At 70.2% G+C, this 21,766-nt stretch carries 26 protein-coding genes; 12 read left to right on the plus strand and 14 right to left on the minus strand.

The window, feature by feature from the left end; all coding sequences use genetic code 11:
* Positions 1 to 4 precede the first annotated feature (4 nt).
* The gene (locus tag AB0M47_RS19775; protein WP_363415565.1) at positions 5 to 1,975 is read right to left on the minus strand and encodes an ATP-dependent DNA helicase; all 1,971 of its coding nucleotides are present in this window, start codon (positions 1,973 to 1,975) and stop codon (positions 5 to 7) included.
* Positions 1,976 to 2,257: 282 nt separating this feature from the next.
* On the opposite strand from AB0M47_RS19775, the gene AB0M47_RS19780 reads away from it, so the two are divergent.
* The 4 genes from AB0M47_RS19780 to AB0M47_RS19795 all read left to right on the plus strand — a co-directional run bounded on the left by AB0M47_RS19780 (position 2,258) and on the right by AB0M47_RS19795 (position 5,506).
* Positions 2,258 to 2,794 (plus strand): DUF402 domain-containing protein, encoded by a 537-nt coding sequence (locus AB0M47_RS19780; protein ID WP_363415568.1) that lies wholly within the window; start codon positions 2,258 to 2,260, stop codon positions 2,792 to 2,794.
* 47 nt (positions 2,795 to 2,841) lie between these two features.
* The gene (locus AB0M47_RS19785; protein ID WP_363415468.1) at positions 2,842 to 3,717 is read left to right on the plus strand and encodes a PPK2 family polyphosphate kinase; all 876 of its coding nucleotides are present in this window, start codon (positions 2,842 to 2,844) and stop codon (positions 3,715 to 3,717) included.
* A gap of 141 nt (positions 3,718 to 3,858) precedes the next feature.
* Complete coding sequence (locus tag AB0M47_RS19790) at positions 3,859 to 4,485, plus strand: DUF47 family protein (RefSeq protein WP_253758505.1); 627 nt, start codon at positions 3,859 to 3,861, stop codon at positions 4,483 to 4,485.
* Positions 4,486 to 4,498: 13 nt separating this feature from the next.
* Positions 4,499 to 5,506: an inorganic phosphate transporter gene (locus AB0M47_RS19795; protein ID WP_363415571.1), complete on the plus strand. Its 1,008-nt coding sequence runs from the start codon at positions 4,499 to 4,501 to the stop codon at positions 5,504 to 5,506.
* 16 nt (positions 5,507 to 5,522) lie between these two features.
* Here AB0M47_RS19795 and AB0M47_RS19800 read toward each other — a convergent pair whose 3' ends face one another.
* On the minus strand, positions 5,523 to 6,107 hold the full coding sequence (locus AB0M47_RS19800; RefSeq protein WP_253763711.1) for an FABP family protein: 585 nt from the start codon (positions 6,105 to 6,107) through the stop codon (positions 5,523 to 5,525).
* On the minus strand, positions 6,101 to 6,205 hold the full coding sequence (gene mtfM / locus AB0M47_RS19805) for a small membrane protein MtfM (protein WP_290862309.1): 105 nt from the start codon (positions 6,203 to 6,205) through the stop codon (positions 6,101 to 6,103). The genes AB0M47_RS19800 and mtfM overlap by 7 nt, the downstream gene beginning before the upstream one ends.
* 24 nt (positions 6,206 to 6,229) lie before the next feature.
* Here mtfM and AB0M47_RS19810 point away from each other — a divergent pair, with 24 nt between their 5' ends.
* The gene (locus AB0M47_RS19810; RefSeq protein ID WP_253758503.1) at positions 6,230 to 6,592 is read left to right on the plus strand and encodes a DsrE family protein; all 363 of its coding nucleotides are present in this window, start codon (positions 6,230 to 6,232) and stop codon (positions 6,590 to 6,592) included.
* A 19-nt stretch (positions 6,593 to 6,611) separates the two neighbouring features.
* Here AB0M47_RS19810 and AB0M47_RS19815 read toward each other — a convergent pair whose 3' ends face one another.
* The 4 genes from AB0M47_RS19815 to AB0M47_RS19830 all read right to left on the minus strand — a co-directional run bounded on the left by AB0M47_RS19815 (position 6,612) and on the right by AB0M47_RS19830 (position 8,636).
* Positions 6,612 to 7,076, minus strand: coding sequence for a hypothetical protein (locus AB0M47_RS19815; protein ID WP_363415473.1), 465 nt, complete (start codon positions 7,074 to 7,076; stop codon positions 6,612 to 6,614).
* Positions 7,077 to 7,142: 66 nt separating this feature from the next.
* On the minus strand, positions 7,143 to 7,454 hold the full coding sequence (locus tag AB0M47_RS19820; protein WP_253758499.1) for a DUF1416 domain-containing protein: 312 nt from the start codon (positions 7,452 to 7,454) through the stop codon (positions 7,143 to 7,145).
* Between the two features lie 5 nt (positions 7,455 to 7,459).
* On the minus strand, positions 7,460 to 8,314 hold the full coding sequence (locus AB0M47_RS19825) for a sulfurtransferase (protein ID WP_363415476.1): 855 nt from the start codon (positions 8,312 to 8,314) through the stop codon (positions 7,460 to 7,462).
* Positions 8,315 to 8,489: 175 nt separating this feature from the next.
* Positions 8,490 to 8,636 carry an Ms5788A family Cys-rich leader peptide gene (locus AB0M47_RS19830; RefSeq protein WP_363415574.1) on the minus strand — a complete coding sequence of 49 codons (147 nt, stop codon included), beginning with the start codon at positions 8,634 to 8,636 and terminating at the stop codon, positions 8,490 to 8,492.
* A gap of 209 nt (positions 8,637 to 8,845) precedes the next feature.
* Between AB0M47_RS19830 and AB0M47_RS19835 the strand changes: the two genes are divergently transcribed.
* The 5 genes from AB0M47_RS19835 to AB0M47_RS19855 all read left to right on the plus strand — a co-directional run bounded on the left by AB0M47_RS19835 (position 8,846) and on the right by AB0M47_RS19855 (position 14,209).
* Positions 8,846 to 9,796 carry a hypothetical protein gene (locus AB0M47_RS19835; RefSeq protein ID WP_363415479.1) on the plus strand — a complete coding sequence of 317 codons (951 nt, stop codon included), beginning with the start codon at positions 8,846 to 8,848 and terminating at the stop codon, positions 9,794 to 9,796.
* Positions 9,797 to 9,930: 134 nt separating this feature from the next.
* A complete protein-coding gene (locus AB0M47_RS19840; protein WP_363415482.1) occupies positions 9,931 to 10,659 on the plus strand; it encodes a DUF2993 domain-containing protein in 729 nt (242 codons plus the stop codon).
* A 180-nt stretch (positions 10,660 to 10,839) separates the two neighbouring features.
* On the plus strand, positions 10,840 to 11,565 hold the full coding sequence (locus tag AB0M47_RS19845) for a response regulator transcription factor (protein WP_363415484.1): 726 nt from the start codon (positions 10,840 to 10,842) through the stop codon (positions 11,563 to 11,565).
* A gap of 78 nt (positions 11,566 to 11,643) precedes the next feature.
* Positions 11,644 to 12,612 carry a mycothiol synthase gene (mshD, locus tag AB0M47_RS19850; RefSeq protein WP_363415487.1) on the plus strand — a complete coding sequence of 323 codons (969 nt, stop codon included), beginning with the start codon at positions 11,644 to 11,646 and terminating at the stop codon, positions 12,610 to 12,612.
* Positions 12,613 to 12,658: 46 nt separating this feature from the next.
* Entirely contained in the window at positions 12,659 to 14,209 is a 1,551-nt protein-coding gene (locus AB0M47_RS19855; protein WP_363415490.1) for a hypothetical protein, read from the plus strand.
* A gap of 6 nt (positions 14,210 to 14,215) precedes the next feature.
* Here the strand turns inward: AB0M47_RS19855 and AB0M47_RS19860 are convergent, their stop codons facing one another.
* The 5 genes from AB0M47_RS19860 to AB0M47_RS19880 form a co-directional block, all read right to left on the minus strand.
* Positions 14,216 to 15,385, minus strand: coding sequence for an acyl-CoA dehydrogenase family protein (locus AB0M47_RS19860; RefSeq protein WP_363415493.1), 1,170 nt, complete (start codon positions 15,383 to 15,385; stop codon positions 14,216 to 14,218).
* The gene (locus tag AB0M47_RS19865) at positions 15,382 to 15,672 is read right to left on the minus strand and encodes a type II toxin-antitoxin system VapB family antitoxin (protein ID WP_253758485.1); all 291 of its coding nucleotides are present in this window, start codon (positions 15,670 to 15,672) and stop codon (positions 15,382 to 15,384) included. The genes AB0M47_RS19860 and AB0M47_RS19865 overlap by 4 nt, the downstream gene beginning before the upstream one ends.
* 104 nt (positions 15,673 to 15,776) lie before the next feature.
* Complete coding sequence (locus tag AB0M47_RS19870; protein WP_363415496.1) at positions 15,777 to 16,610, minus strand: 3-keto-5-aminohexanoate cleavage protein; 834 nt, start codon at positions 16,608 to 16,610, stop codon at positions 15,777 to 15,779.
* Positions 16,611 to 16,641: 31 nt separating this feature from the next.
* Positions 16,642 to 17,667: a folate-binding protein gene (locus tag AB0M47_RS19875; protein WP_363415577.1), complete on the minus strand. Its 1,026-nt coding sequence runs from the start codon at positions 17,665 to 17,667 to the stop codon at positions 16,642 to 16,644.
* 8 nt (positions 17,668 to 17,675) lie between these two features.
* On the minus strand, positions 17,676 to 18,083 hold the full coding sequence (locus tag AB0M47_RS19880; protein WP_253758479.1) for a Fur family transcriptional regulator: 408 nt from the start codon (positions 18,081 to 18,083) through the stop codon (positions 17,676 to 17,678).
* 225 nt (positions 18,084 to 18,308) lie between these two features.
* Here AB0M47_RS19880 and AB0M47_RS19885 point away from each other — a divergent pair, with 225 nt between their 5' ends.
* Positions 18,309 to 19,145 (plus strand): aminotransferase class IV, encoded by an 837-nt coding sequence (locus AB0M47_RS19885; RefSeq protein ID WP_363415499.1) that lies wholly within the window; start codon positions 18,309 to 18,311, stop codon positions 19,143 to 19,145.
* Positions 19,146 to 19,264: 119 nt separating this feature from the next.
* On the plus strand, positions 19,265 to 19,879 hold the full coding sequence (locus AB0M47_RS19890) for an NUDIX hydrolase (RefSeq protein WP_363415502.1): 615 nt from the start codon (positions 19,265 to 19,267) through the stop codon (positions 19,877 to 19,879).
* Here the strand turns inward: AB0M47_RS19890 and AB0M47_RS19895 are convergent.
* Both AB0M47_RS19895 and AB0M47_RS19900 read right to left on the minus strand, forming a co-directional pair.
* Positions 19,848 to 20,729, minus strand: coding sequence for a CDP-alcohol phosphatidyltransferase family protein (locus AB0M47_RS19895; protein WP_363415505.1), 882 nt, complete (start codon positions 20,727 to 20,729; stop codon positions 19,848 to 19,850). The two genes, AB0M47_RS19890 and AB0M47_RS19895, sit on opposite strands and share 32 nt — an antisense overlap.
* The gene (locus AB0M47_RS19900) at positions 20,726 to 21,703 is read right to left on the minus strand and encodes a CDP-alcohol phosphatidyltransferase family protein (protein ID WP_363415507.1); all 978 of its coding nucleotides are present in this window, start codon (positions 21,701 to 21,703) and stop codon (positions 20,726 to 20,728) included. The genes AB0M47_RS19895 and AB0M47_RS19900 overlap by 4 nt, the downstream gene beginning before the upstream one ends.
* Positions 21,704 to 21,766: the final 63 nt, after the last annotated feature.

Raw genomic sequence — 21,766 nt, forward strand, 5'->3', positions numbered from 1 at the left:
CCGGCTAGTCGGCGCCCAGGCGCTTGAGCGCGGCGAGGGCGACGTCCCGCTTGGTCGTGTACCAGAACGGCGGCAGGCTCTTACGCAGGAAGGCGCCGTAGCCCCGGGCCGTCTCCAGCCGGGAGTCCAGCACCGCCACCACGCCCTTGTCCGAGGTGGACCGGATGAGCCGGCCGACACCCTGCGCCAGGCGTACGGCGGCGATCGGGACGCTGACCGAGGCGAAGCCGGAGCCGCCCACGTCGTCCACCGCCGCGCTCCGGGCCGCCGCGAGCGGCTCGTCCGGGCGCGGGAACGGCAGCCGGTCGATCACGACGAGCTGGCAGGCGTCGCCGGGCACGTCCACGCCCTGCCAGAGCGACATCACGCCGAACAGGCAGCTGGCCTTGTCGGCCCGGAACTTGCGGACCAGCAGCGGCAGCGCCTCGTCGCCCTGCAGGAACACGGTGTGGTCCGTCTTCATGCGGACCAGTTCGGCGGCCTGCTGGGCGGCTCGCCGGGAGCTGAACAGCCCGAGCGTACGCCCGCCGAGCGCCTCGATCAGGGCGAGCAACTCCTCGGCGGCCGCGTCGGGCAGACCGGACGCGGCCGGTCGGGGCAGGTGGGCCGCGACGTAGAGGATGCCCTGCTTGGCGTAGTCGAACGGGGAGCCCACGTCGAGCGAGGTCCAGGGCAGCTCGTTGTGCTCGGCCGGGGGCTTCTCCTTCTTGGGCGGCAGCGTGCCGACCGGCGCCTTGGCTGCGGCGTCGGGTGCGGGCGGCGTCTTCGCGATCAGCCCCAGCGACCGGGCGACCGGCTCGAACGTGCCGCCCAGGGTCAGCGTGGCGGAGGTGGCCACGACCGTGCGCTCCTCGTAGAGCTTCTCGGCCAGCAGGCCCGCCACCGACAGCGGCGCGACGACCAGCGCCCGGCGTGGCTCGTGCTCGACCCAGGCCACGTCGTAGTCGGCCGCCGCGAGCAGTCGCTGCGCCGTGGCGTTCAACTCGGTCAGCGTCGCCTTCGCCTGCTGTTTGCGGACGGGGTCGGGGTCGTCGGCCTTGACCTCGCCGATCTGCCGCAACGCCCGGCTGGTCGCGCCGTCGATCAGCGTGCAGGCCTCGTGCAGCACGTTGGGCAGGCCACTCTGCAGTCGGCCGGCCGGGGTCTCGACCAGTCCCAGCGTCAGCGCGTCGGCTGCTTCCTGCAGCGAGGCGTGATCCTCAGGCTCGATGTAGGAGCGCGAGGCGCGGGCGGTCCGGTCGACCGCCTCGGCGGTCATCTCCGCCTGGGTCGCGCTGGAGACCCGGTCGGCCAGTTCGTGCGCCTCGTCGATGATCAGCAGCTTGTGCGGCGGGACGATCTGCCGCCCGGCCATCATGTCGACGGCCAGCAGCGAGTGGTTGGTGACGACCAGGTCGGCCTCGCGGGCGCGGGCGCGGGACGCCTCGGCGAAGCACTCCTGCCCGTAGGGACAGCGGCTGGCCCCGACGCACTCGCGGGCCGGCATGCTGACCTGCCGCCAGATGACGTCGTCGACGCCCGGATCCAGCTCGTCCCGGTCGCCGGTGTCGGTCTTCGCCGCCCAGTCGCGCAGCCGGTCGAACTGTTTGCCGAGCCGCCCGGCCTCACCGATCCAGACCGTCTTCGTCTTCGCCGGGCCGGTCTCTGCCACCGTGGCGTCGAACAGGCCGGCCTGAGGCTCCTCCTCCGCGTCGCCGGCGTGCTCCAGCTTCGCGACGCACAGGTAGTGATGGCGGCCCTTGAGGACGGCGAAGGTGGGCTCCCGGCCCAGCAGCGGCCGGACCGCCTCAGCCAGCCGGGGCAGATCGTGGTCGACCAGCTGAGACTGCAAGGCCAGGGTGGCCGTGGAGATGACGACCGGACCGTCCACAGTCAACGCGGGGGACAGGTAGCCCAGCGACTTTCCGGTGCCGGTGCCGGCCTGCACGAGCAGGTGCTCCCCGGACCGCAGGGACTCGGCGATCGCCGAGGTCATCGCCTCCTGGCCGGGACGGGCTGATCCGCCGGGGACCGCGCCGACCGCGGCGGCCAGGATCTCTTCTGCGGTGGCAGCCTTCCGTCGGGTCACGTCACGACCCTAGCGGTCCGGGCCGACAACTCCGCCCCCGCACGCGGGCGGTGGGCGTACCGGCCGCTCGATCGCCGATCGGCGTGGCGCGCTCGGGGTGACACCGTGTGACAGGATGGGGAGGCGATGGACGAGCAGCACCAGGCGCCGCTGCCGGACGATCGCCACCTTCCCGTGGCGGTCGCGCATATGGGCGACCGCGTCCGGGTGGAGATCACCAAGTTCGACGGCACACCCCACCGGGGCTATCCCGCCGTCCTGCTCGGCTCCGACGACTACGGCCGGTGGCTCGGCGTACTGCCGGGGACGGTGTCCGACAGCGGCATCCGGCACGAGCGGCCCTGGGTCCTGCTGGTCCCGGAGGACGCCTGGTGGACGGCGATGTTCAATCCGCCGCCGCAGGGCAGCGAGATCTACTGCGACATCACCACCCCCGCGGAGTGGATCGCCGACCGCGTCCTGCTCGCCGACCTCGATCTCGACGTCAAGCGACGCCGGGAGTCCGGTGCGGTTCTCCTCGTGGACACCGACGAGTTCGACGAGCATCGGCAGCGGTTCGCGTACCCGGCCGGGCTGGTCGAGCAGGCCTGGGCGGCCGCACGGTATCTCGAGCGGGCGCTCGCCGACGGCAGCGAGCCGTTCGCCTCGGTGTACCGGCAATGGCTGGACAAGGTCGTCGCCTGGGCACCGGTGGACTTAGCGGCCGACCCACACGACCAGGCATAACTTCGCAAAACCCGGCACGCTGGTGACGAATGCGTGATGATCTGGACATGACACGCCGGTTGAGCGAACTGCTGCGGGTCCCGCCGGGTGCTGTGGACCTCCGCGCGATCGACCCGCGCGGTACGCCGGGCCTGCCCAAGGCGGCGGGCAAGGACCCCAAGACGTGGGCGCGGGCGCAGCTGCCCATCCTCGGCGCGGAGCTGTTCGCCTGGCAGGAGAAGCTGTTCGCGCAGGCGAAGAGCGGGGCATCCCGGCAGCGACTGCTGCTCCTGCTGCAGGCGATGGACTGCGGCGGCAAGGACGGGACGATCAAGAAGGTCGTCGGGGAGTTCAACCCGCAGGGCGTACACATCGTCGCGTTCGGCAAGCCGACCGAGGAGGAGCTGGCCCACGACTTCCTCTGGCGGATCGAGCGCGGGCTGCCCGGTGCGGGCATGATCGGCGTCTTCAACCGGTCGCACTACGAAGACGTCCTGGTGGTGCGGGTGCACAACCTGGTGCCGCCGCGCACCTGGCGAGCCCGGTACGCCAAGATCAACCGCTTCGAACGGAAGCTCGTCGCGGACGGCTGCGCTGTGGTGAAGGTCATGCTGCACATCTCCCCGGCGGAGCAGAAGCAGCGGTTGCTGGACCGGCTCGACGACCCCACGAAGTACTGGAAGTACGACTCCGGCGACATCGACGAGCGCGCGCTGTGGCCGGCGTATCAGGAGGCCTATGCCGATGCGCTGGGCAGATGCGACAGCGACGACGCACCCTGGTACGTGGTCCCCGCCGACCGCAAGTGGTACCGCGACTGGGCTGTGGCGAATCTCCTGCTGGAGAAACTGCGTGAGCTGAGTCCCGCGTACCCGCCGGCCGATTTCGACCCAGATGTCGAACGTGGCCGATTGGTTACGCAGCCTGAGGTGAACAGTGGGTGAACACCACATGAATCAAAGGTGGCATCGGGTGACCTGCCGTTGACGAAGACGTGAAGCACCCTAGTATTCGGCCCGAAACCCGATCATCGCGGTTGCCGTTCCGCCGCCGGATAGTCCATCTACGACAGATGAGGTTGTGCCGTGAAGTTCTCCCTTCGCCCGCAGGACGCGGCCTTCTATGACTTCTTCAGCCGAGCCGCGCAGAACCTGATGCACGGGACCGAGATGCTCATGGAGCTGGCCCTGCCGGGCGCCGACGTGCAGTCGGTCAGTGAGCGCCTCGGCGACCTGGAGCACGACAGCGACCAGATCACCCACGAGCTGTACAACAAGATCAACTCGACCTTCATCACCCCGTTCGACCGCTCGGACATCTACAACCTGGGCTCGGGCCTGGACGACGTGATGGACCACCTCGAGGCGGCCGGCAACCTGGTCTACCTCTACGGCCTGACCAAGCTCCCGGCACTGCCGCGGGAGATGCACGAGCTGGTCGACGTGCTCGACCAGCAGGCCAAGATCACGGCCAACGCCATGCCGCAGCTCAAGGGCATGAAGAACCTCCAGGAGTACTGGGTCGAGATCAACCGGCTCGAGAACGAGGGCGACCGGGCGTACCGGATGCTGCTGGTCCGGCTGTTCTCCGGCGAGTACGACGCCCTGACCGTGCTCAAGATGAAGGAGGTCGCCGACGAGCTGGAGAAGGCGTGCGACGCCTTCGAGCACGTCGCGAACACCATCGAGACCATCGCGGTCAAGGAGTCGTAAGGCGTTGGACGTCATGTTCTGGTCGGTCATCGCGGTGATCGCCGCCGCGATGATCTTCGACTACACCAACGGCTTCCACGACGCCGCGAACGCCATCGCCACCAGCGTCTCGACCCGGGCGTTGACGCCCCGCGTCGCGCTGCTGATCGCCGCGATCGGCAACTTCATCGGTACGCATTTCGGCAAGAAGGTCGCCGAGACCGTCGGCAAGGGCCTGGTGACCCTGCCGGCCGGCAAGGCCAGTCTGGGCATCGTGCTCGCCGGGGTCATCGGCGCCATCGGCTGGAACCTTCTGACCTGGTACTTCGGCATCCCGTCCTCCTCCACCCACGCGCTGTTCGGCGGCCTCGTCGGGGCCACCCTGGCGGGCATCTGGTTCGGCATCGACGCCAAGGTGCTGTGGAGCGGGCTGGTCGAGAAGGTCGTCATCCCGATGGTGCTGTCCCCGGTGGTCGGCTTCATCCTCGGTGCGATCGTCATGGTCGCCGTGATGTGGATCTTCCGGCGCGGCCACCCGGGCAAGCTCAACCGGGGCTTCCGGTGGGCGCAGACCGCCTCCGCCGCCGCGATGTCGGTCGGGCACGGCATGCAGGACGCCGCCAAGACCATGGGCATCATCGTCCTCGCCCTGTACGTCGGGGGCTACCAGGACAGCCCGACGGACATCCCCGGCTGGGTCTATTACACGTCGGCGACCGTGCTGGCGCTCGGCACGTACGCCGGTGGCTGGCGGGTCATCCGCACGCTCGGCCGGAAGATCATCGACCTCGGCCCGGCCGAAGGGTTCGCGGCGGAGACCGTCGCCAGCAGCGTGCTCTACTACAACGCCCTGGTGCTGGGCGCGCCGATCTCCACCACGCACACGATCACCTCGGCGATCATGGGCGTCGGCGCGACGAAGAAGCTCTCCGCGGTCCGCTGGGGCGTCGCCGGGAACATCGTGACCGCCTGGGTCCTGACCTTCCCCGGCGCCGCCATCATCTCGGTGCTCGCGTACTTGGTGATCCGGCCGTTCTTCTGATCGATGGGCGGCGGTGTCAGCCGCCGACGCGGACCAGCCTCGCGCTGAGGTGGTCCTGCATCGGCTGGCCCACCGCCGCCATCTCGTACGCGTACAGCAGCTCGCCGTTGACGACCCCGAACAGGCGGTGCCCCGCCCGCACCTCCTTGGCCGTGGGCGTACGCACGACGGCGTCGGTCTGCACGTCCAGCCGGGGCGGGTTGGCCTCGGCCTGGCCGAAGTACAGCTCCATGATCCCGGTCGGGTTGGACAGGAGCATCTCGACCTCGTCGCCGTTGGACGCCGGCCGCCACCAACCGACCTCCCGGAAGGCGGGCCGGATCGGCGTGCCGTCCTCCTCGATCAGCCAGGCCCGCGACTCGTAGTGCAGGAACGGCCGGCCGTCGTGGCTGATCCGGATCTCCTGGGCGTAGTCGAAGTCCTCGATCGTCGAATAGCCGCCCTTGCCGCGACCGCGCCACTCGCCGACGAACGGCAGCAGGCCCAGCAGGTCGGAGTGCAGATCGGGGCCGACGCGCAGGTCGTGCGTGTCCTCGTAGGGGTATGGCTCCACCGGGGGCGCGTTGAGCCACGGCGGCTGCATCGGATTCTCACTCACCAGCGTCCCCTTGCGATTCTGACTGCGACATAGACGAGGCCACCGGCGAGCGCGCCGAAGCCCGCCACCAGCAGACTCACGAACCCGATCTCCGTGACCACGTCTGTCATCTTAGGCTGCGAGGTATGAGCCGAAAGCTTGTCGTCAAGGTCACCGCGGGTCGCGACGCCCCGGAACGGTGCGCGCAGGCGTTCACCGTAGCCGCGACCGCCCTCGCCGCCGGAGCCGAGGTCTCCCTCTGGCTGACCGGCGAGTCCAGCTGGTACGCGTTGCCGGGCCGGGCCGAGGAGTTCGAACTGCCGCACTCCGCCCCGTTGGACGATCTGCTCGCCGCCATCGTCGCCGGTGGTCAGGTCACCTTGTGCACGCAGTGCGCGCAACGGCGCAACATCACCGAGGCCGACGTGATCGAGGGCGTACGCATCGCCGGTGCGGCGACGTTCGTCGAGGAGATCCTGGCCGACGGAGTCCAGGCGCTCGTCTACTGAGTCTGGCTGCTGAGCCGGGCTATCGGGCCTCTCGGCAGCCGGACAGGAGAGAGACCACGACAGATCCCGGGTCGGCGCCCTTGCGCCCGCGAACGGCTACGAAATCGCCGGCGTCCGCGTAGAGGGTCACGGTGGCGTCGCCCTGGGTCGTGGTCGCGTGGTACGCCTTCGGCAACTCCGCGGCGATCGAGCGAAGCAGCGTCGCTTCGTCGCCCGGGGTGGTCGTGAAGGTCAACTCCCGCTTGACGGAGCGCCCGCCGCGAGCGTTCGTGATGTCGCACGTGCTTTCGGCGTACTCGCCGATCTTGACGCTGCTGGAGACGGCCGAGAGTTCCCCGGTGACCCGGTCCATCGTGGCCTTGGCCTGGGCCACGGTGGTCTGGCCGGGCACGGTGGCCGGATCGCGGTGGTAGGAGTAGACGGCCAGGCCGACCAGGAGCAGAGCCCAGGCCGCGACCCCCGCGATCACCAGTCGCTTGCGCATGGCCCCCATAGTGACAGGGCGCGTCACCTGACGGTGACGCGCCCTGTCGGGGTAAGAGCGTGGGCTTCAGGAAACGGATACCTGGAACTCGTTGACGCCGCGGTCGACGGAGACCTCGCCGCCGCCGTTGCCGAAGCGGGACAGCGCGCGGACCGTCCACTGGCCGGGCGCGGCGAAGAACCGGAAGCGGCCGGCCGGCGAGGTCACGACCTCGGCGGTGAACTCACCGGTGCGGTCGAGGAGCCGGACGTACGCCCCGGCGACCGGGTCGCCGGAAGCGGCGAGGACGACGCCGGAGATCACGGTCTCCTTCTCGAGGTCGACGCTCGCGGGGATGGGGGCCGCCTGGTCGGGGGCGGCGCAGGACGTAACGGTCATCTTGATCAGCCCTCCAGAGAACCGGGCTCGTCGCCCAGCGCCACCGGCACGCCGACGAGCGAGCCGTACTCGGTCCAGCTTCCGTCGTAGTTCTTGACGCTGGGCTCGCCCAGCAGCTCGTGCAGGACGAACCAGGTGTGCGAGGAACGCTCGCCGATGCGGCAGTACGCGATGGTCTCCTTGGACTTGTCCAAGCCGGCCGCCGTGTACAGCTCCGTCAGCTCCTCGTCGGTCTTGAACGTGCCGTCCTCGTTGGCAGCCTTGCTCCACGGCACGCTGATCGCGGTCGGCACGTGGCCGGCGCGCTGCGCTTGCTCCTGCGGCAGGTGCGCCGGAGCCAGCAGGCGGCCGGCGTACTCGTCGGGGCTGCGGACGTCGACGAGGTTCTGCGTGCCGATCGCCTTCACGACGTCGTCGCGGAAGGCGCGGATCGACAGGTCCTGGTCCTGAGCCACGTAGGCGGTCGCCGGACGGTTAGGGACGTCCTTGGTGTAGGGCCGGGCGTCCAGCTCCCACTTCTTGCGACCACCGTCGAGCAGCCGGACGTCGCCGTGCCCGTACAGCTTGAAGTACCAGTACGCGTACGCGGCGAACCAGTTGTTGTTGCCGCCGTAGAGGATGACGGTGTCGTCGTTGGCGATGCCGCGCGCCGACAGCAGCGCCTCGAACTGCTGCTTGTTGACGAAGTCCCGGCGAACCTGGTCCTGCAGATCGGTCTTCCAGTCGATCTTCACAGCGCCGGGGATGTGCCCGCCGTCGTAGGCGGTGGTGTCCTCGTCGACCTCGACGAAGACGAGACCGGGGGTCTCGAGGTTCTTCTCGGCCCAGTCGGCCGTGACGAGTGCGGTGTCGCGACTCATGGAAAGCTCTCCCTTGATGGATGGCTAGGGTGAGTCGGCGCTCGCGCTTCAAGCATGATCTTCGATGGAGAACGCGCCGCGCCCGACCCTGTAAGGAACGGGTACCTACGACAGCGGCGTCGCTACAGCCTCTACAGGCTTGAGGGAAAGGCAGGCATGACTGCCGGCGCCGCCGTCAGCAGACGGGGCGACACAGGCAGGCGGCCACGCGGCACAGGTCGACCGCGCGCCTCTTAGTGAGCAGGATGCCCATAGCCAGCGACCCTACCAGCCTTGTCGTGGTTCGCCGAACAACCAGCCCACAATCCGGGACTGCCCGCATCTCCCGCGGATCGTGGCCACTTTCCGCGCGGATCGTGGCCACTTTCCGCGCGGATCGTGGCCACTTTCCGCGCGGATCATGGCCACTTTTCCGCGCGGATCATGGTTATGCATGCGATCTTGAGCGGCTTTGACCTGTGTAACCGTGATCCGCAGGTTATGCGGCCGCACTGAGTTGCGGTCCGCTGTGGCGCAGGGCACGATCGTCAGGTGTTCCCCGCCCCCGAAGATCAGCGACAAGATCGCAGGTCACGCAGCGACCGGCCGCGTGAGCGCGAGCTGCCGCCGGAAGACCTGGACCAGGACGAACTCGACGACGACATGGAGCCGCCGTTCGTCCCCGTACGCCGGCTGCTCTCCCTGTTCATCGCCGGGTTCTCGGCGATGCTCGGGGTCGGCCTGATCTTCGGCGCGCAGACCTCCGGCCCCAACGCGCGCATGTCGTACGCCGTCGTCATCTTCGGCGTACAGGTGCTGTTCCTGCTGTCCTGGACGATGGCGATGCGCCCGCCGGGGATGAAGGTCGTGGCCGCGGCGGGTCTGCTGACCGCGATCGCGGCCGACATCGCGGCCGTCTCTCCCGACGTGGCCGGGCTCGGCCCGCTGGCGCTGGCCGCGGTCGTCGGGTTCGTCGCCGCCTTCGTGGGGCAGATGGTCACCGGCGCGGTCCGGATGCGGGTCACCGAGTCGCTCGGCGCGACGCTGCTGGTGGTGATCGGCGTGGTCAGCTTCTCGACGCTCATCGTGCTGACCCGCATTCCCAAGGGCACCCAGGCGATCGTCGTCTGCCTCACCGCGACCGGCGTCGCGCTGCTGGTGGCCCGGCTGATGGACACCGTCGCCCCGGTGCCGCGGATCGCCGCCCAGGTGCCGCGTGGATCGCTGGGCGTGGTCGTCGGTGCGTGCGCGGGCACCATCGCCGCGACCATCTGGGGCAGTTATCTCGTCGGGTTCGGGCCGAAGGAGGCCGCCTTCATCGGGCTGGCCGCCGCCGGCGCCGGCGTCCTCGCCGACCTGGCCGTCGGGTTCGCCGAGGCCGGCCGGGAACTGGCCGGCGACGCGCCCACGATGTGGCTCGCCCGGCACATGCAGGGACCGCTCGGCGGGTTCGCGCTCGCAGCCCCGGTCGCGTACGCCATCTCCGCGATCTTCCTGACCTGACGCACCGCTCGACGTACGCCTGACCCACCGCTCGACGCACACCTGACCTACCGCTCGTCGCACGCCTGAAGCACCGCTCGTCGCACACCTGACGCACCGAGTTCACGACGACCCCCATGGGACGAGGAGAAACCTTGCGCCGGTTCCTGATCACCGCGGTAGTACTCGTCCTCATCGTCGGGGTGGGCGTGTTCGCGATAGATCGCGCGGTCGCCGCGTACGCCGAGGATCAGATCAAGCAGCAGACGGTCGCCGAGGTGTCCCGCCGGGGGATGAGTTCCGGGGAGCCGAGCGTCGACGTCGGCGGGTTCCCGTTCATCACCGAAGTGATGAGCGGCAAGTACGACCAGATCGTCATCGTCCTGCCGAACCTGGCCGGGCAGGGGATCACGCTGCCGAAGTTCACCCTGACCGCGTCCGGGGTGAACGCGCCGCTGGACGCCCTGCGCTCGGGCGAGGGCACCATCACGGCCGACAAGGTCACCGGCACCTCGGTCGTCCCCTGGGACGTCGTGGTGAAGCAGACGAAATTCAAGGGCCTCACGCTGGCCGCCGACGCCGACGGCACGTTGAGGGTGTCGGGCGAGGCGACGCTGGGCGGCTTCAGCATCCCGCTGACCGGCAAGGCCAAGGTCACCCTGGCCGGGCCGACGAAACTGCGGGTGCAGGTCACCGAGCTGAACGGGACGGACGCCAACCTCAACGCGCTGGTCAAGTCGCTGATCGCGGCGTACCAGGACAAGCTGGTCTTCGACGTGGCGCTGCCGAAGCTGCCCTACGATCTCAAGCTCCAGAAGATCAACGCCACCCCGGACGGGCTCGACATCACGGCGTACGCCGAAAACGTCCCGCTGAATCAATAAGAGATGTCACGTCTGTGAATTCGTGTTTCGGCTTGATGAACCAAGTCTCAACTTGACCACGACGCCGCGCACCAGGTGGAACAACCCTGGTGTTCGGGGTTGGTTCGGCTAGAGTCAAGCCTTAACCCGCCCGTCAGTGCCGCCGGGGAGTTCCACCCCCCGTGTGTGACGGAGGTAGATGTGGAGATACTGCTTCTCGTGACGCCGCGCGCCGGCGAGCCCTCGATGGTGCTCCCCGCGCTCGATCTGCTGCCCCACGCCGTCCGGACCGCCCCTCGTGACGTGCGGACGCTCGTCTCCGCTCCCAGCCCCGACGCGGTGCTGGTCGACGCCCGGTCCGAGCTGTCCGACGCCCGTGCCACCTGCCGGATGCTGCACGCGACCGGGATCGGCGTACCGCTGATCGCCGTCGTGAGCGAGGCCGGTCTGATCGCGCTCAACTCCGACTGGGGCGTGGACGACGTCATCCTCGCCACCGCCGGTCCGGCCGAGGTCGAGGCACGGCTGCGGCTGGCCGTGGGCCGGCTGACCTCCGCGACCGCCAGCGCTAGCGGGCAGATCCGCGGTGGCGAGCTGACGATCGACCCCGACACCTACGCGGCGAAGCTGAAGGGCCGCCCGCTCGACCTCACCTACAAGGAGTTCGAGCTGCTGAAGTTCCTCGCCCAGCACCCGGGCCGGGTGTTCACCCGCGACCAGCTGCTGCGCGAGGTCTGGGGCTACGACTACTTCGGCGGCACCCGGACCGTCGACGTCCACGTCCGGCGGCTGCGCGCGAAGCTCGGCTCGGAGTACGAGTCGATGATCGGCACAGTGCGCCAGGTCGGCTACAAGTTCGTCCTGCCGTCGGCGCGGCACACCGAGGAGGGCCTCCCGGCCACCGCGAAGGAGCGCATCACGTTCTGACGCTCCGAGGGCTGCGGCAGGCGAGGCAATCCCGAACGCCGGGACGCACGAACCGAGCGCAGGCCCTAGTCTGTCGGCATGATCGCTAAGCCGAACGTCAGAGTGGAACGCGCCGGTCGGCTGACGCCCGATCAGGTGACTCAGGCGGTCGAGCTGGCCGATCTCGCCGGTGACGTCGACGGGGCGTACCCGCTGTCCGAGCACGTCATGCTGCATCTGCGGCAAGGCGGCGAGGTGCCGGCCGTCCACCTCCTCGTGACGGACGAGGCCGGCCGGCTCGTCGGCTACGCGCACGTCGACCCGACCGACAAGATCGCCGGGCCGAGCGCCGAGCTGGTGGTGCACCCGCTGCGACGGCGGCGTGGTCTCGGCCGCGCGCTCGTCACTGCGGCGCTGGCCGTGGCGGCGGAGACCGATCCGTCCGGTCGGCTGCGGCTGTGGGCGCACGGCGACCATCCGTCGGCGGGCGCGCTCGCCGTCTCGCTCGGCTTCTCCCGCGCTCGCGTGCTGCTGCAGATGCGCCGCTCGCTGTTCAGCCCCGTCCCGGCCGCGCCGCTGCCGCCCGGGGTCGCCGTCCGCGCCTTCGTCCCGGGTCGCGACGACCAGGCTTGGCTGCGGGTCAACGCCCGCGCCTTCGCGGACCATCCGGAGCAGGGCCGCTGGACTCTCGAAGATCTACGCGTACGCATGGCGGAGCGGTGGTTCGACGCCGAGGGGTTCTTCGTGGCGTACCGGGAGGCCGAGCCGGACGGGGAGTTGCTGGGCTTCCACTGGACGAAGGTCCACGGCAGCCATGCGGCCGACGGGACCGAGGGCGATCACCAGCACGAGCCGATCGGCGAGGTGTACGTGCTCGGCGTCGACCCGGCGGCACATGGGCTGGGGCTGGGTGCGGCGCTGACTGCGGTGGGCCTGACGCATCTGCGCCATCGGGGACTGGATCAGGTCATGCTCTACGTCGACGAGGCGAACACCGCGGCGGTCAAGCTCTACCAACGCCTCGGATTCGTCCGCTGGGCCACCGACATCTGCTTCGAACGGCTCTAGATCGGGCTATTCCCAACCGTGATATCGGCGGGCGAGGATGGTCGGCATGGTCCGCGACGCGCTCGCCCCGCCCGCCGCCTTCGTCGCCTACGTCGAGAGCCGGCTGCCGCTGCTCATCCGGGAAGTCCGGCGATACGTCCCGGACGAGCGCTTCGCCGACCAGGCCGCCCGGGACCTGCTGGCCTCGGTGGCGCTCCGCTGGCCCTGGTACGCGCGCCTCCCCGGAGCCGCCCGGCAGGATCCCGAGAAGGCCGCCGACAAGGTGCTCCGGCGGGGCTTCGCCGACGTCGTCAAGGAGTACGCCGATCCGCAGCGCGAGATCCGGCTGTCGCTCGCCGAGACCGATCCAGACGAGGACGTCCGTCCGGTTCCGCTGCCTGATGAGGCGCCCCGGCGATCTCGTCTGCACGGTTCGCTGAGCCCGGCCGACGAGGCGCAGTTCATCTGGGAGCGATCGGCGCAGACGGTGCGGCGGCGGAGCGTGATCGTCGGCGGTCTCGCCCTGATCGGGCTGGTCATGACGGTCAGCCGCCCTCGGCCGGAGAGTACGCCGGAGGGCGAGACGCCGGGCTCGCCGAGTCCGGAGTCGACCACCCTGCCCGCCGGCGTCGACGTCGTGCCGCCGTTGGCCGAGCTGAGCCGGCTGCCCGTACGCCGTTCCCCGCTGCCCGCCGAGATCGAGTTCGAGAAGGCGTCCGTGAGCCTGCCGCGTGGGCGCCGAGCCCGCGGCGTGTTCAGCGCGACCGAGGAGTCCGCCGTCCTGCTGCTCGACGACGGCCGCCTGTACGCCGTACCCGACCTGCGGGTGCGGCCGGACAACCCCGGTGTGATGTCGCCGGACGGGCGGTACATCGCCTTTCGCGACGCCAACCAGATGCTGTTCGACGTCGCGACCGGATCGGTCCACACGCTCGACAAGGTGACCACGGTCAGTGCGCCGATCTGGCTCGACCCCCAGCACCTCCTGTACGCCGCGGTCGGCGGGAGTCAGGTCGTGCGGGCCGACGGGCAGCCCACCGAGCTGCTCGAAGCCGTCGATCTCAACGACGTCGTGACACCAGAAGGGCACAAGGACCCGATGACGGGCGACCCGATTCTGCGGTCGACCGAGCTGCTCGCCCTCGGCCGGCCGTTGACCGCCCCCGCCCGCGTACGCCGATACACCGCGAACAAGTCGGAGCCGGTCGACACCAGCCTCGACGGCGAGCTGACGGCCTGGGTCGGACTGTGGCGAGGGCTCGGCTTCTCGCTGTCCACCGGGCCGAACCCGGCCGATCGGGGCCGCCTCGTCCGCCGCTGCCAGACCCCGGGCCACGTACCCGCCCAGTACGGCGAGGTGGTCAGCGCGACAGCGGCGCTCCGGGCGGCGACGGGCGCGGTGTTGCGCGTACTCGTGGAGACGATGAAGACCGAGGCGGACCGAGTCGAGCCGGTGGGCTGGCTGGACGCCGCCACCGTGCTGCTGTCGGCGAACGGTGACGACGCGACGGTGATCGTGGCCTGGGGGATCGAGAGCGGCAAGCTGGAGCTGATCACGGTGATCAACCGGAACGTGCGACTGGCCCTGGCCGACCTGTCGATCCTTCCCGCCCGCTGACGCGGGTCAGGAGAACGCGGGTACGCCGGTGAGCGTCTGGCCGATCACCAGCTGGTGGATCTCCGAGGTGCCCTCGTAGGTCAGCACGCTCTCCAGGTTGTTGGCGTGCCGCATGATCGGGTACTCGCCGGAGACGCCGTTCGCGCCGAGGATCGTCCGGCACGTCCGGGCGATCTGGATCGCCTCGCGCGTGCTGTTGAGCTTCGCCAGGCTCACCATCGGCGGGGTCAGCCGGCCCGCGTCGGCCGTCCGGCCCAGGTGCAGCGCGAGCAGCAGCCCCTTCTGCAGCTCCAAGGCCATGTCGGCCAGCTTCGCCTGGGTCAGCTGGAACCCGGCGAGCGGCTTGCCGAACTGCTCCCGCGTCGTCGCGTACGCCAAAGCCGTCTCCAGGCAGTCGCGGGCCGCCCCGAGCGCGCCCCAGGCGATGCCGTAGCGGGCTTCGGTCAGGCAGGACAGCGGCGCCCGCAGACCGGTCGCACCGGGCAGGATCGCGTCCGCCGGGAGGCGTACGTCGTCGAGGACGATCTCGCCCGTGAGGCTGGCCCGGAGGGAGAGCTTCTGGGTGATCTCCCGGACGGTCACGCCCGGGGTGTCCAGCGGCACGAGGAATCCACGCACTCCCGCGTCCGGTACGCGAGCCCAGATGACCGCGATGTCGGCGACCGGCGCGTTGGTGATCCACATCTTGACCCCGCGCAGGAGCCAGCCGTCGCCGTCGGCGACCGCCCGGGTCGCCATCGAAGCCGGGTCGGAGCCGTGGTCCGGCTCGGTCAGGCCGAAGCAGCCGATGAGTTCGCCACGGGCCATGCCGGGCAGCCAGCGATCCTTCTGCTCGTCGGAGCCGTACGCGTGAATGGCCTCCATCGCCAGCGAGCCTTGGACGCTGACCAGCGACCGGATGCCGGAGTCCGCCGCCTCCAGCTCGAGACAGGCCAGCCCGTACGCCACCGCGGACATCCCGGCACAGCCGTGGCCGTGCAGCCGCATCCCGAGCAGTCCCAGCTCGCCGAAGTCGCGGGCCAGCTCCCGGGCGGGCAACGCCGCCTGCTCGAACCACCCGGCGACGTGGGGCCGGACCTTCTTGTCCAGCAACGCGCGGACCGCGTCCCGGATGTCGCGTTCCTCAGGGGTCAGCAGCGCGTCGATTTCCAGGATGTCCCAGGCGGCAGTCGTCACAGGACCAGCACCCTAGCGTGGATCTGGTGCCGCTGTTGCAGCGCCGCCCGCAGGGCCCGGTGCAGGCCGTCCTCCAGGTACATGGCGCCTTCCCACTGCACGACGTGCGGGAAGAGGTCGCCGTAGAAGGTGGAGTCCTCGGCGAGCAGCTTGTCCAGCGCGAGTTCGCGCTTGGTGGTGACGAGCTGGTCGAGCCGGACCGGCCGGGGCGGGATCTCGGACCACTGCTTCAGGGAGTAACCGTGTTCCGGATAAGGGCGCCCGTCCCGGACGCCTTTGAAGATCACTGTGCCGCCCCCTCCCTAGGACACGCCGCCGAATACGTCCCAGGCGACGGTCGTCGTCCGGGACGCTACCCACCCTAACCGCACTTGGCGAGCAGTATCCCCGCCTATTGGCGTACGCCCAGCATCTGGCGGGCCTGCGCCGAGGTCGTCGGCGGCCGCTGGGCGAGCCGGGCGAACCCCGCCGCCCGGGCCACGAGCTGGGCGTTCGACTCCACCGGCTGGCCCTTGGCGTACGTGATGGTGTCTTCCATCCCCACCCGGAGATGCCCGCCGGCCGACAACGAGGCGAGCAGAACCGGCAGGGTCGCCCGGCCGATGCCGGTGGCCGAGAAGGTCGTCCCGGCCGGCAGGTCGGCCAGCGCGGTGGTGCAGGCGACCAGCGCGGCGGTCGTGCCCGGCATCCCGCCCGGTACGCCCATCACGAAGTCGACGTGCACATGCCCGCCCGCGGGCAGGCCGTACTTGTCCAGCAGCCGCTGAAGCGCCCACAGCTGGCCGAGGTCGAAGATCTCGTACTCGGGGACGATGCCGCGGTCCTGCATCCGGGTGTGCAGCTCGACGATGAACTCCCAGCGGTTGAGGAAGACGTCCTCGCCGAAGTTCACCGTGCCCATCGTGCAGCTCGCCATGTCGGGCGCGGCGTCGAGGACGGCCAGCCGGGCCTCCTCCGGGTCGTGCACCGAGCCGCCCGAGGAGAGCTGGACGATCAGGTCGGTGTCCTGCCGCAACGCCGCCACCGTCTCCCGCAGGCGGCCTTGGTCGAGCGTCGGCTGGGCCTTCTCGTCCCGGATGTGGACGTGGATCACGCTCGCGCCGACCGACTCGCACTCCTGTGCGGTCGCCACCAGCTCGTCGAGGGTGACGGGGAGGGCCGGCACGTCGGCCTTGGCCGATTCGGCCCCGGTCGGGGCAACGGTGATCAACGTCGTCGTCGTCATGGCCGCATCCTGCCACGTCAGCGGAGTTTTTTCACTCCGGGTCGATCGCGGCCACAGATTCTCCGACCATGAGGGGGGTCTCGTCGGAGATATTCCGCTTCAGGAGCGCCAGGGCGATCGTGCCCAGTTCGTGGTGCTGCACGGCGGTGCCGACGAAACCGATCGCCCGGCCGTCGGCGGTGACCGGCGTACCCTGCGGCGGGAGCTGGTCGGTCGCGATGCCGTCGAGGTGCAGCAACGCCAGGCGGCGCGGCGGGCGGCCGAGGTTGTGCACCCGCGCGATCGTCTCCTGCCCGCGGTAGCAGCCCTTCTCCAGATGCACGGCATCCGCGGTCCAGTCCACCTCCGCCGGCAACGTGCGGTGATCGGTCTCCAGCCCCAGCCGGGCCCGCCGGGCTTCCACCCGCATCGACTCGTACGCCCAAAGCCCGGCCCTGGGCACGTCGAGTTCGTCCGCGACCGCGTCGACGGCGTCGCGGGGCACTAGCAGATCCACGCCGAACTCACCCCGGCGCGCCCATCCGCCGAAGGCCGGCTGAACTGCGTACAAGCTGGTCGGAAGGGGCGGGACGGAACCGGCGGCGAACTTCGGACCGGGCACCGGCGCGATGGCCGGGGCCGGCAGTTCGACGATCTTGGCCGTCGCCGGGCCGACCAGGCTGAGGACCGCCCAGCTCGCCGTGACGTCGGCCGGCTCGACCCGCATGAGGAAGCGCATCTTCTCGAGGAAGGCGAGCAGGTCGGACTGGGTCCCCGGCTCGACGTCGAGCCAGGTCGTCTCGCCGTCGTCGGTGACCAGCGCGTGATGCTCGATGTGGCCGTGCGGCGACAGGAAGAGCGTCTCGGTGCCCTGGCCGGGGCGCAGCGCGGTCAGGTGCTGCGTGGAGATGCTGTGCAGCCAGCTCAACCGGTCGGCGCCCGGGATGGCCAGCACCCCGCGATTGCCCCGGTCGACCAGACCGGCCTCGGTGGCGAGCAGCCGCTGCTCCCGGAGCGGATCGCCGAAATGCGCCGGTACGCCGGCGTCGCGCGACTCCGGCGCGAGGTCCTCGATCATCACGACGCTCACTGGCAACTCCCGCAGGTCCCGAAGAGGGCGACGTGCCCCACGTCCAAGTTGAATCCTCGCTCGGCCCGCAGCTGTTGCGCCAACGGTGTGACGCTCTCCACGGCCAGCTCCTGCACGTGCCCGCAGGCCCGGCAGACCAGATGCACGTGCCGGTCCTCGGCGGCATGGAAGGTGGGCGCGCCGTGCGACAGATGCGCGTGCGTCACCAAGCCGAGGTCTTCCAGCAGCTCCAGCGTGCGGTAGATGGTCGTGATGTTCACGCCGGAGGCGATACACTGCACCTTGGCGTGGATCTCGTCGGGCGTGGCGTGACCCAGTTCCCGCACGGCCTCCAGGACCAGTTGCCGCTGGGCGGTCAGGCGCAGGCCTCGCTCCTTCAACGCACGGGCGAGGGAGTCGGACACCCGTCGATCATAGTTCGCCCTCCGCGCAGCTCCCCCTCCCGCAGCTCCCCTCCGCGCTGCTCCCCCTCCGCTCTCCGCCCCCTCCACTCTCCGCCCCCTCCACCCCCTCGACGCGTTGATCATGGAGTTAACTGTGGTCTCGCCGGTGTGGCGAGGGGGCGAACTCCATGATCAACGCGAGCTGGGGAGTGCGGGGGGATCTTGCGAGTGGCTAGGCTGCCTGCCGTGACCGTCACCGTTCTCGCCGTGCTCGGACGCGGCCTGGTCGATCCCGCCACCCCGGTGCTGCGCGCCGACGATCTCGGGCTGCTGCGCGGCGACGGGGTCTTCGAAGCCGTCCACGTCCGCGGCGGCGAGCCGTGGATGCTCGACGAGCACCTGGCCCGGCTCGCCCGGTCGGCCGCCCGGATGGAGCTGCCGCTGCCGGCGCCGGAGGCGCTGCGCGACCTGATCGACCAGGTCTGTGCCCGGGTCGGACCGCAGGAGCACTCGCTGCGGCTCATCTGCACCCGCGGTTCCGAGGAGGGCGGCGACCCGACCTTCCTCGTCCTCGGGTCGCCGGTCGGCGCGGTGTCGATCAACGCTCGCGACACCGGAGTCCGCGTACGCACCGCGACCCTCGGGTACGCCGTCGGCGCGCGTACGCCGGCTCCGTGGCTGCTCGGCGGCGTGAAGTCGCTGTCGTACGCGATCAACATGGCGTCGCAGCGCTGGGCCTGGTCGCAGGGAGCCGACGACGTCGTGTGGGTGTCGGCGGACGACTACGTCCTGGAGGCTCCCACCGCGACGGTCGTCTGGCGAGACGGTTCGCGACTGCTCACGGTGCCCTCGGCGGAGACCGGCATCCTCGCCGGGACCACCGCGCGCCACCTGCTCGACCAGGCCGGCGAATTCGGGCTCACCGCGGGGGAGGAGCTGATCACCCCGGCCGGGCTCGTCGCGGCCGACGGCGCTTGGCTGATCTCCAGCATCCGGGGTGTCGCCGAACTGCGGGCGATCGACGGCCAGCCGCTCGGCCCGTCCCCGCTGACCGCCGACATCCGCCGCCTCCTGGGCTTCTGACCCACCCCGCCGCTCTCCGCGTTGATCATGGAGTTAACCGTGGTCTCGCCGGTGTGTCGGGGCCGGAAACGCCATGATCAACGACGCGGTGCGGCCGCCGGCCCGCGTACGCTTCGCGGATGACCAATCCGTTCGACGGCATCCCCGGCGCCGACCTCGCGTACTTCCGGGAGCAATCGGAGCGGTTCGCCGCCTCGGGGGCGAGCCCGGCCGTGCCGCGACTGGCCGCGACGGCGATCCTGCTGCGTCCGGACGGCGCGGTGCTGCTCATGCGCCGCCCGGTGAAGATGGTCTTCGGCGGTCGCTGGGTGTTCCCCGGCGGCAGCGCCGATCCGATCGACGCCGAGCCCGGCGGGTCCGAGCTGGAGATCGCCGCCCGCGCCGCCCTCCGGGAGGTACGCGAGGAGACCGGGCTGGTCGTCGCGGCTGAGCAGCTGCTGCCGTGGGCGCGGTGGATCACCCCGGAGTTCGAGCCCCGGCGGTTCGACACCTACTTCTTCATCGGCCTGGTCGACGCGGAGACCGACGCGGTGGAGGTCAACGGAGAGACCGAGGAGCATCGGTGGCTGACCGCCACCGCCGCGCTGGCCGGCCACGCCGCGGGCCAGTTGTCCATGCTGCCGCCGACCGTCGTCACGCTGCGGGAACTGGCCGATCTGAGCACAATGGACGCCGTACGCGCGGCGGCGGTCGCCAAGGACCTCAGCTCGCCGATTCTGCCGCGCCTGCCGTAGCCGCCTCGACCGGCGCCGACTGGGCGGGGACCGTGGCGGCGAGCGTCCGCACCCGCTGGTCGGCGACCTGCGTGGCGCGGTAGATCATGTAGATCACGGCCAGCTCGAACAGGACCATGAGAGCCGCGGCGGCGAGGATCACCCAGATGATCGCGCCGGTCACGAAGGCCCCGACGACGGGCGCGACGATGAACGCCGCCATCTGGAACTCGATGCCGCCGAACAGGTGCGGCCGGATGCGGCTGCGCTGGAGCAGCCGGCGCGCACGGGAGAAGACGCTGCCCTTGCTGTTGCCGGCCAGGGCCGTCATGCGGACGGCGCCGTCCGCGTTCACGGCCGCCCCGGTGCCCTCGACCTTGTCGCTGACCTCGCGGTGGACCTTGCTGACCTCCAGCGCGTTGAGGTAGCGGAACATGTCCAGGAAGATCACCACGGTCGCCACGACCAGGTACGCCGCGTTGTGCGTGGCGGCGTACTGGCCGCCCATGAGCGCGGCGGTGCAGGCGACGATGCGAATCCGGTCGAGGATGTAGTCGAGCCAGGCGCCGAAGATCGAGCCGTTGCCGGTGAGCCGGGCGACCTTCCCGTCGACGCAGTCGAAGGTGAAGCTCACGTGGTAGAAGAACGCGCCCAGGATCAGCCACAGCGGATCGGCCAGCGCGAAGCAGGCGGCGGCCACCAGGCCGATCCCGAAGGCGATGAGGGTGATCCGGTTGGGGGTCAGGGAACGGACGGCGGCCACCCGGCGGGTGATCCGGGCCGCGACCGGGTCGACCAGCAGGACGGTCCACCAGGAGTCCCGGTCCTTGTAGGTGCGCTCCTTGACCTCGGCCAACGGGAACAGCGTCATGTTCGGGTCCTGCCTGCTTCGTCTTCGCTCGCGCGGGGGTGGATCGGGGCGTGGCTCTGGCGCTGCTCCACGGGGTGAACAGTGGCGAAACCGCCGGTGAACGCTAGCGCATCGGACTGCTGCACGGGTAGGCGAATCGCGGCGATCTGCCCGGTGACGGTGCGAGCCGCCCGGTAGACCATGAAGATCACGGCGAGTTCGAAGAGGATCATCAGGGCGGCCGCCGTGACGCTGACCCCGATGACTGCTCCCCGGCCGAGGATCGCGCCGGCGAGCGGGGCGACGATCAGCAGCGCCATCTGGAACTCGATGCCGCCGACGAGGTGCGGCCGGATGCGGCTGCGCCGCAGCCAACCGCGTACGCGGCCGAACAAGCCCCGGTCGTTGCCGGTCAACTGCATGATCGACCGGTTGCCGGGGCGCTTGGCCGCCTCGGCTTCGTCCACAGCCGACACCAACCCGGCTTCGGCCCGGCGGGCCTCCAACCGCGTACGCATCTCGGTGTTGATCTGGAAGATCTCCTGGGAGTTCACGTAGTGGAACAGTTCCAGGACGAGCGCACCCGCGCCGACGATCAGGTACGCGACGTTCTTCGTGGCCGCGTACTGGCCGCCGAAGAGCGCGGCCACGCAGGTGATGATCCGGACGTGGTCGAAGATGTAGTCGAGCCACATCCCGAAGATCGAACCGGTGCCGTTGAGTCGCGCGATCTTGCCGTCGACGCAGTCCAGCAGGAAGCTCACGTAGTAGAGCGCCGCCCCCGCCACCAGCCAGCCCGCCGTCGCCCGGCTGAAGCAGACCGCCGCGACCAGGCCGATCGTGAACGCCGTCAAGGTGATCCGGTTCGGCGTGATCCAGCGGACGCCCGCGAGCACCCTGGTCAGCCGGACCGCGACGGGGTCGACCAGCAGGACGGTCCACCAGGAGTCCCGTTCCTTGCAGGTCCGGGCCTTGACTTCGGCGACGGTGAGCATGGTGCTAGAGGCTAGCGCACGCATCGTTGTTCTTCCGTTAACGCCGGCTTGGCCGGACCTGCA

The organism is Hamadaea sp. NPDC051192, from assembly GCF_040682475.1.
GTDB classification, from domain to species: Bacteria; Actinomycetota; Actinomycetes; order Mycobacteriales; family Micromonosporaceae; genus Hamadaea; species Hamadaea flava.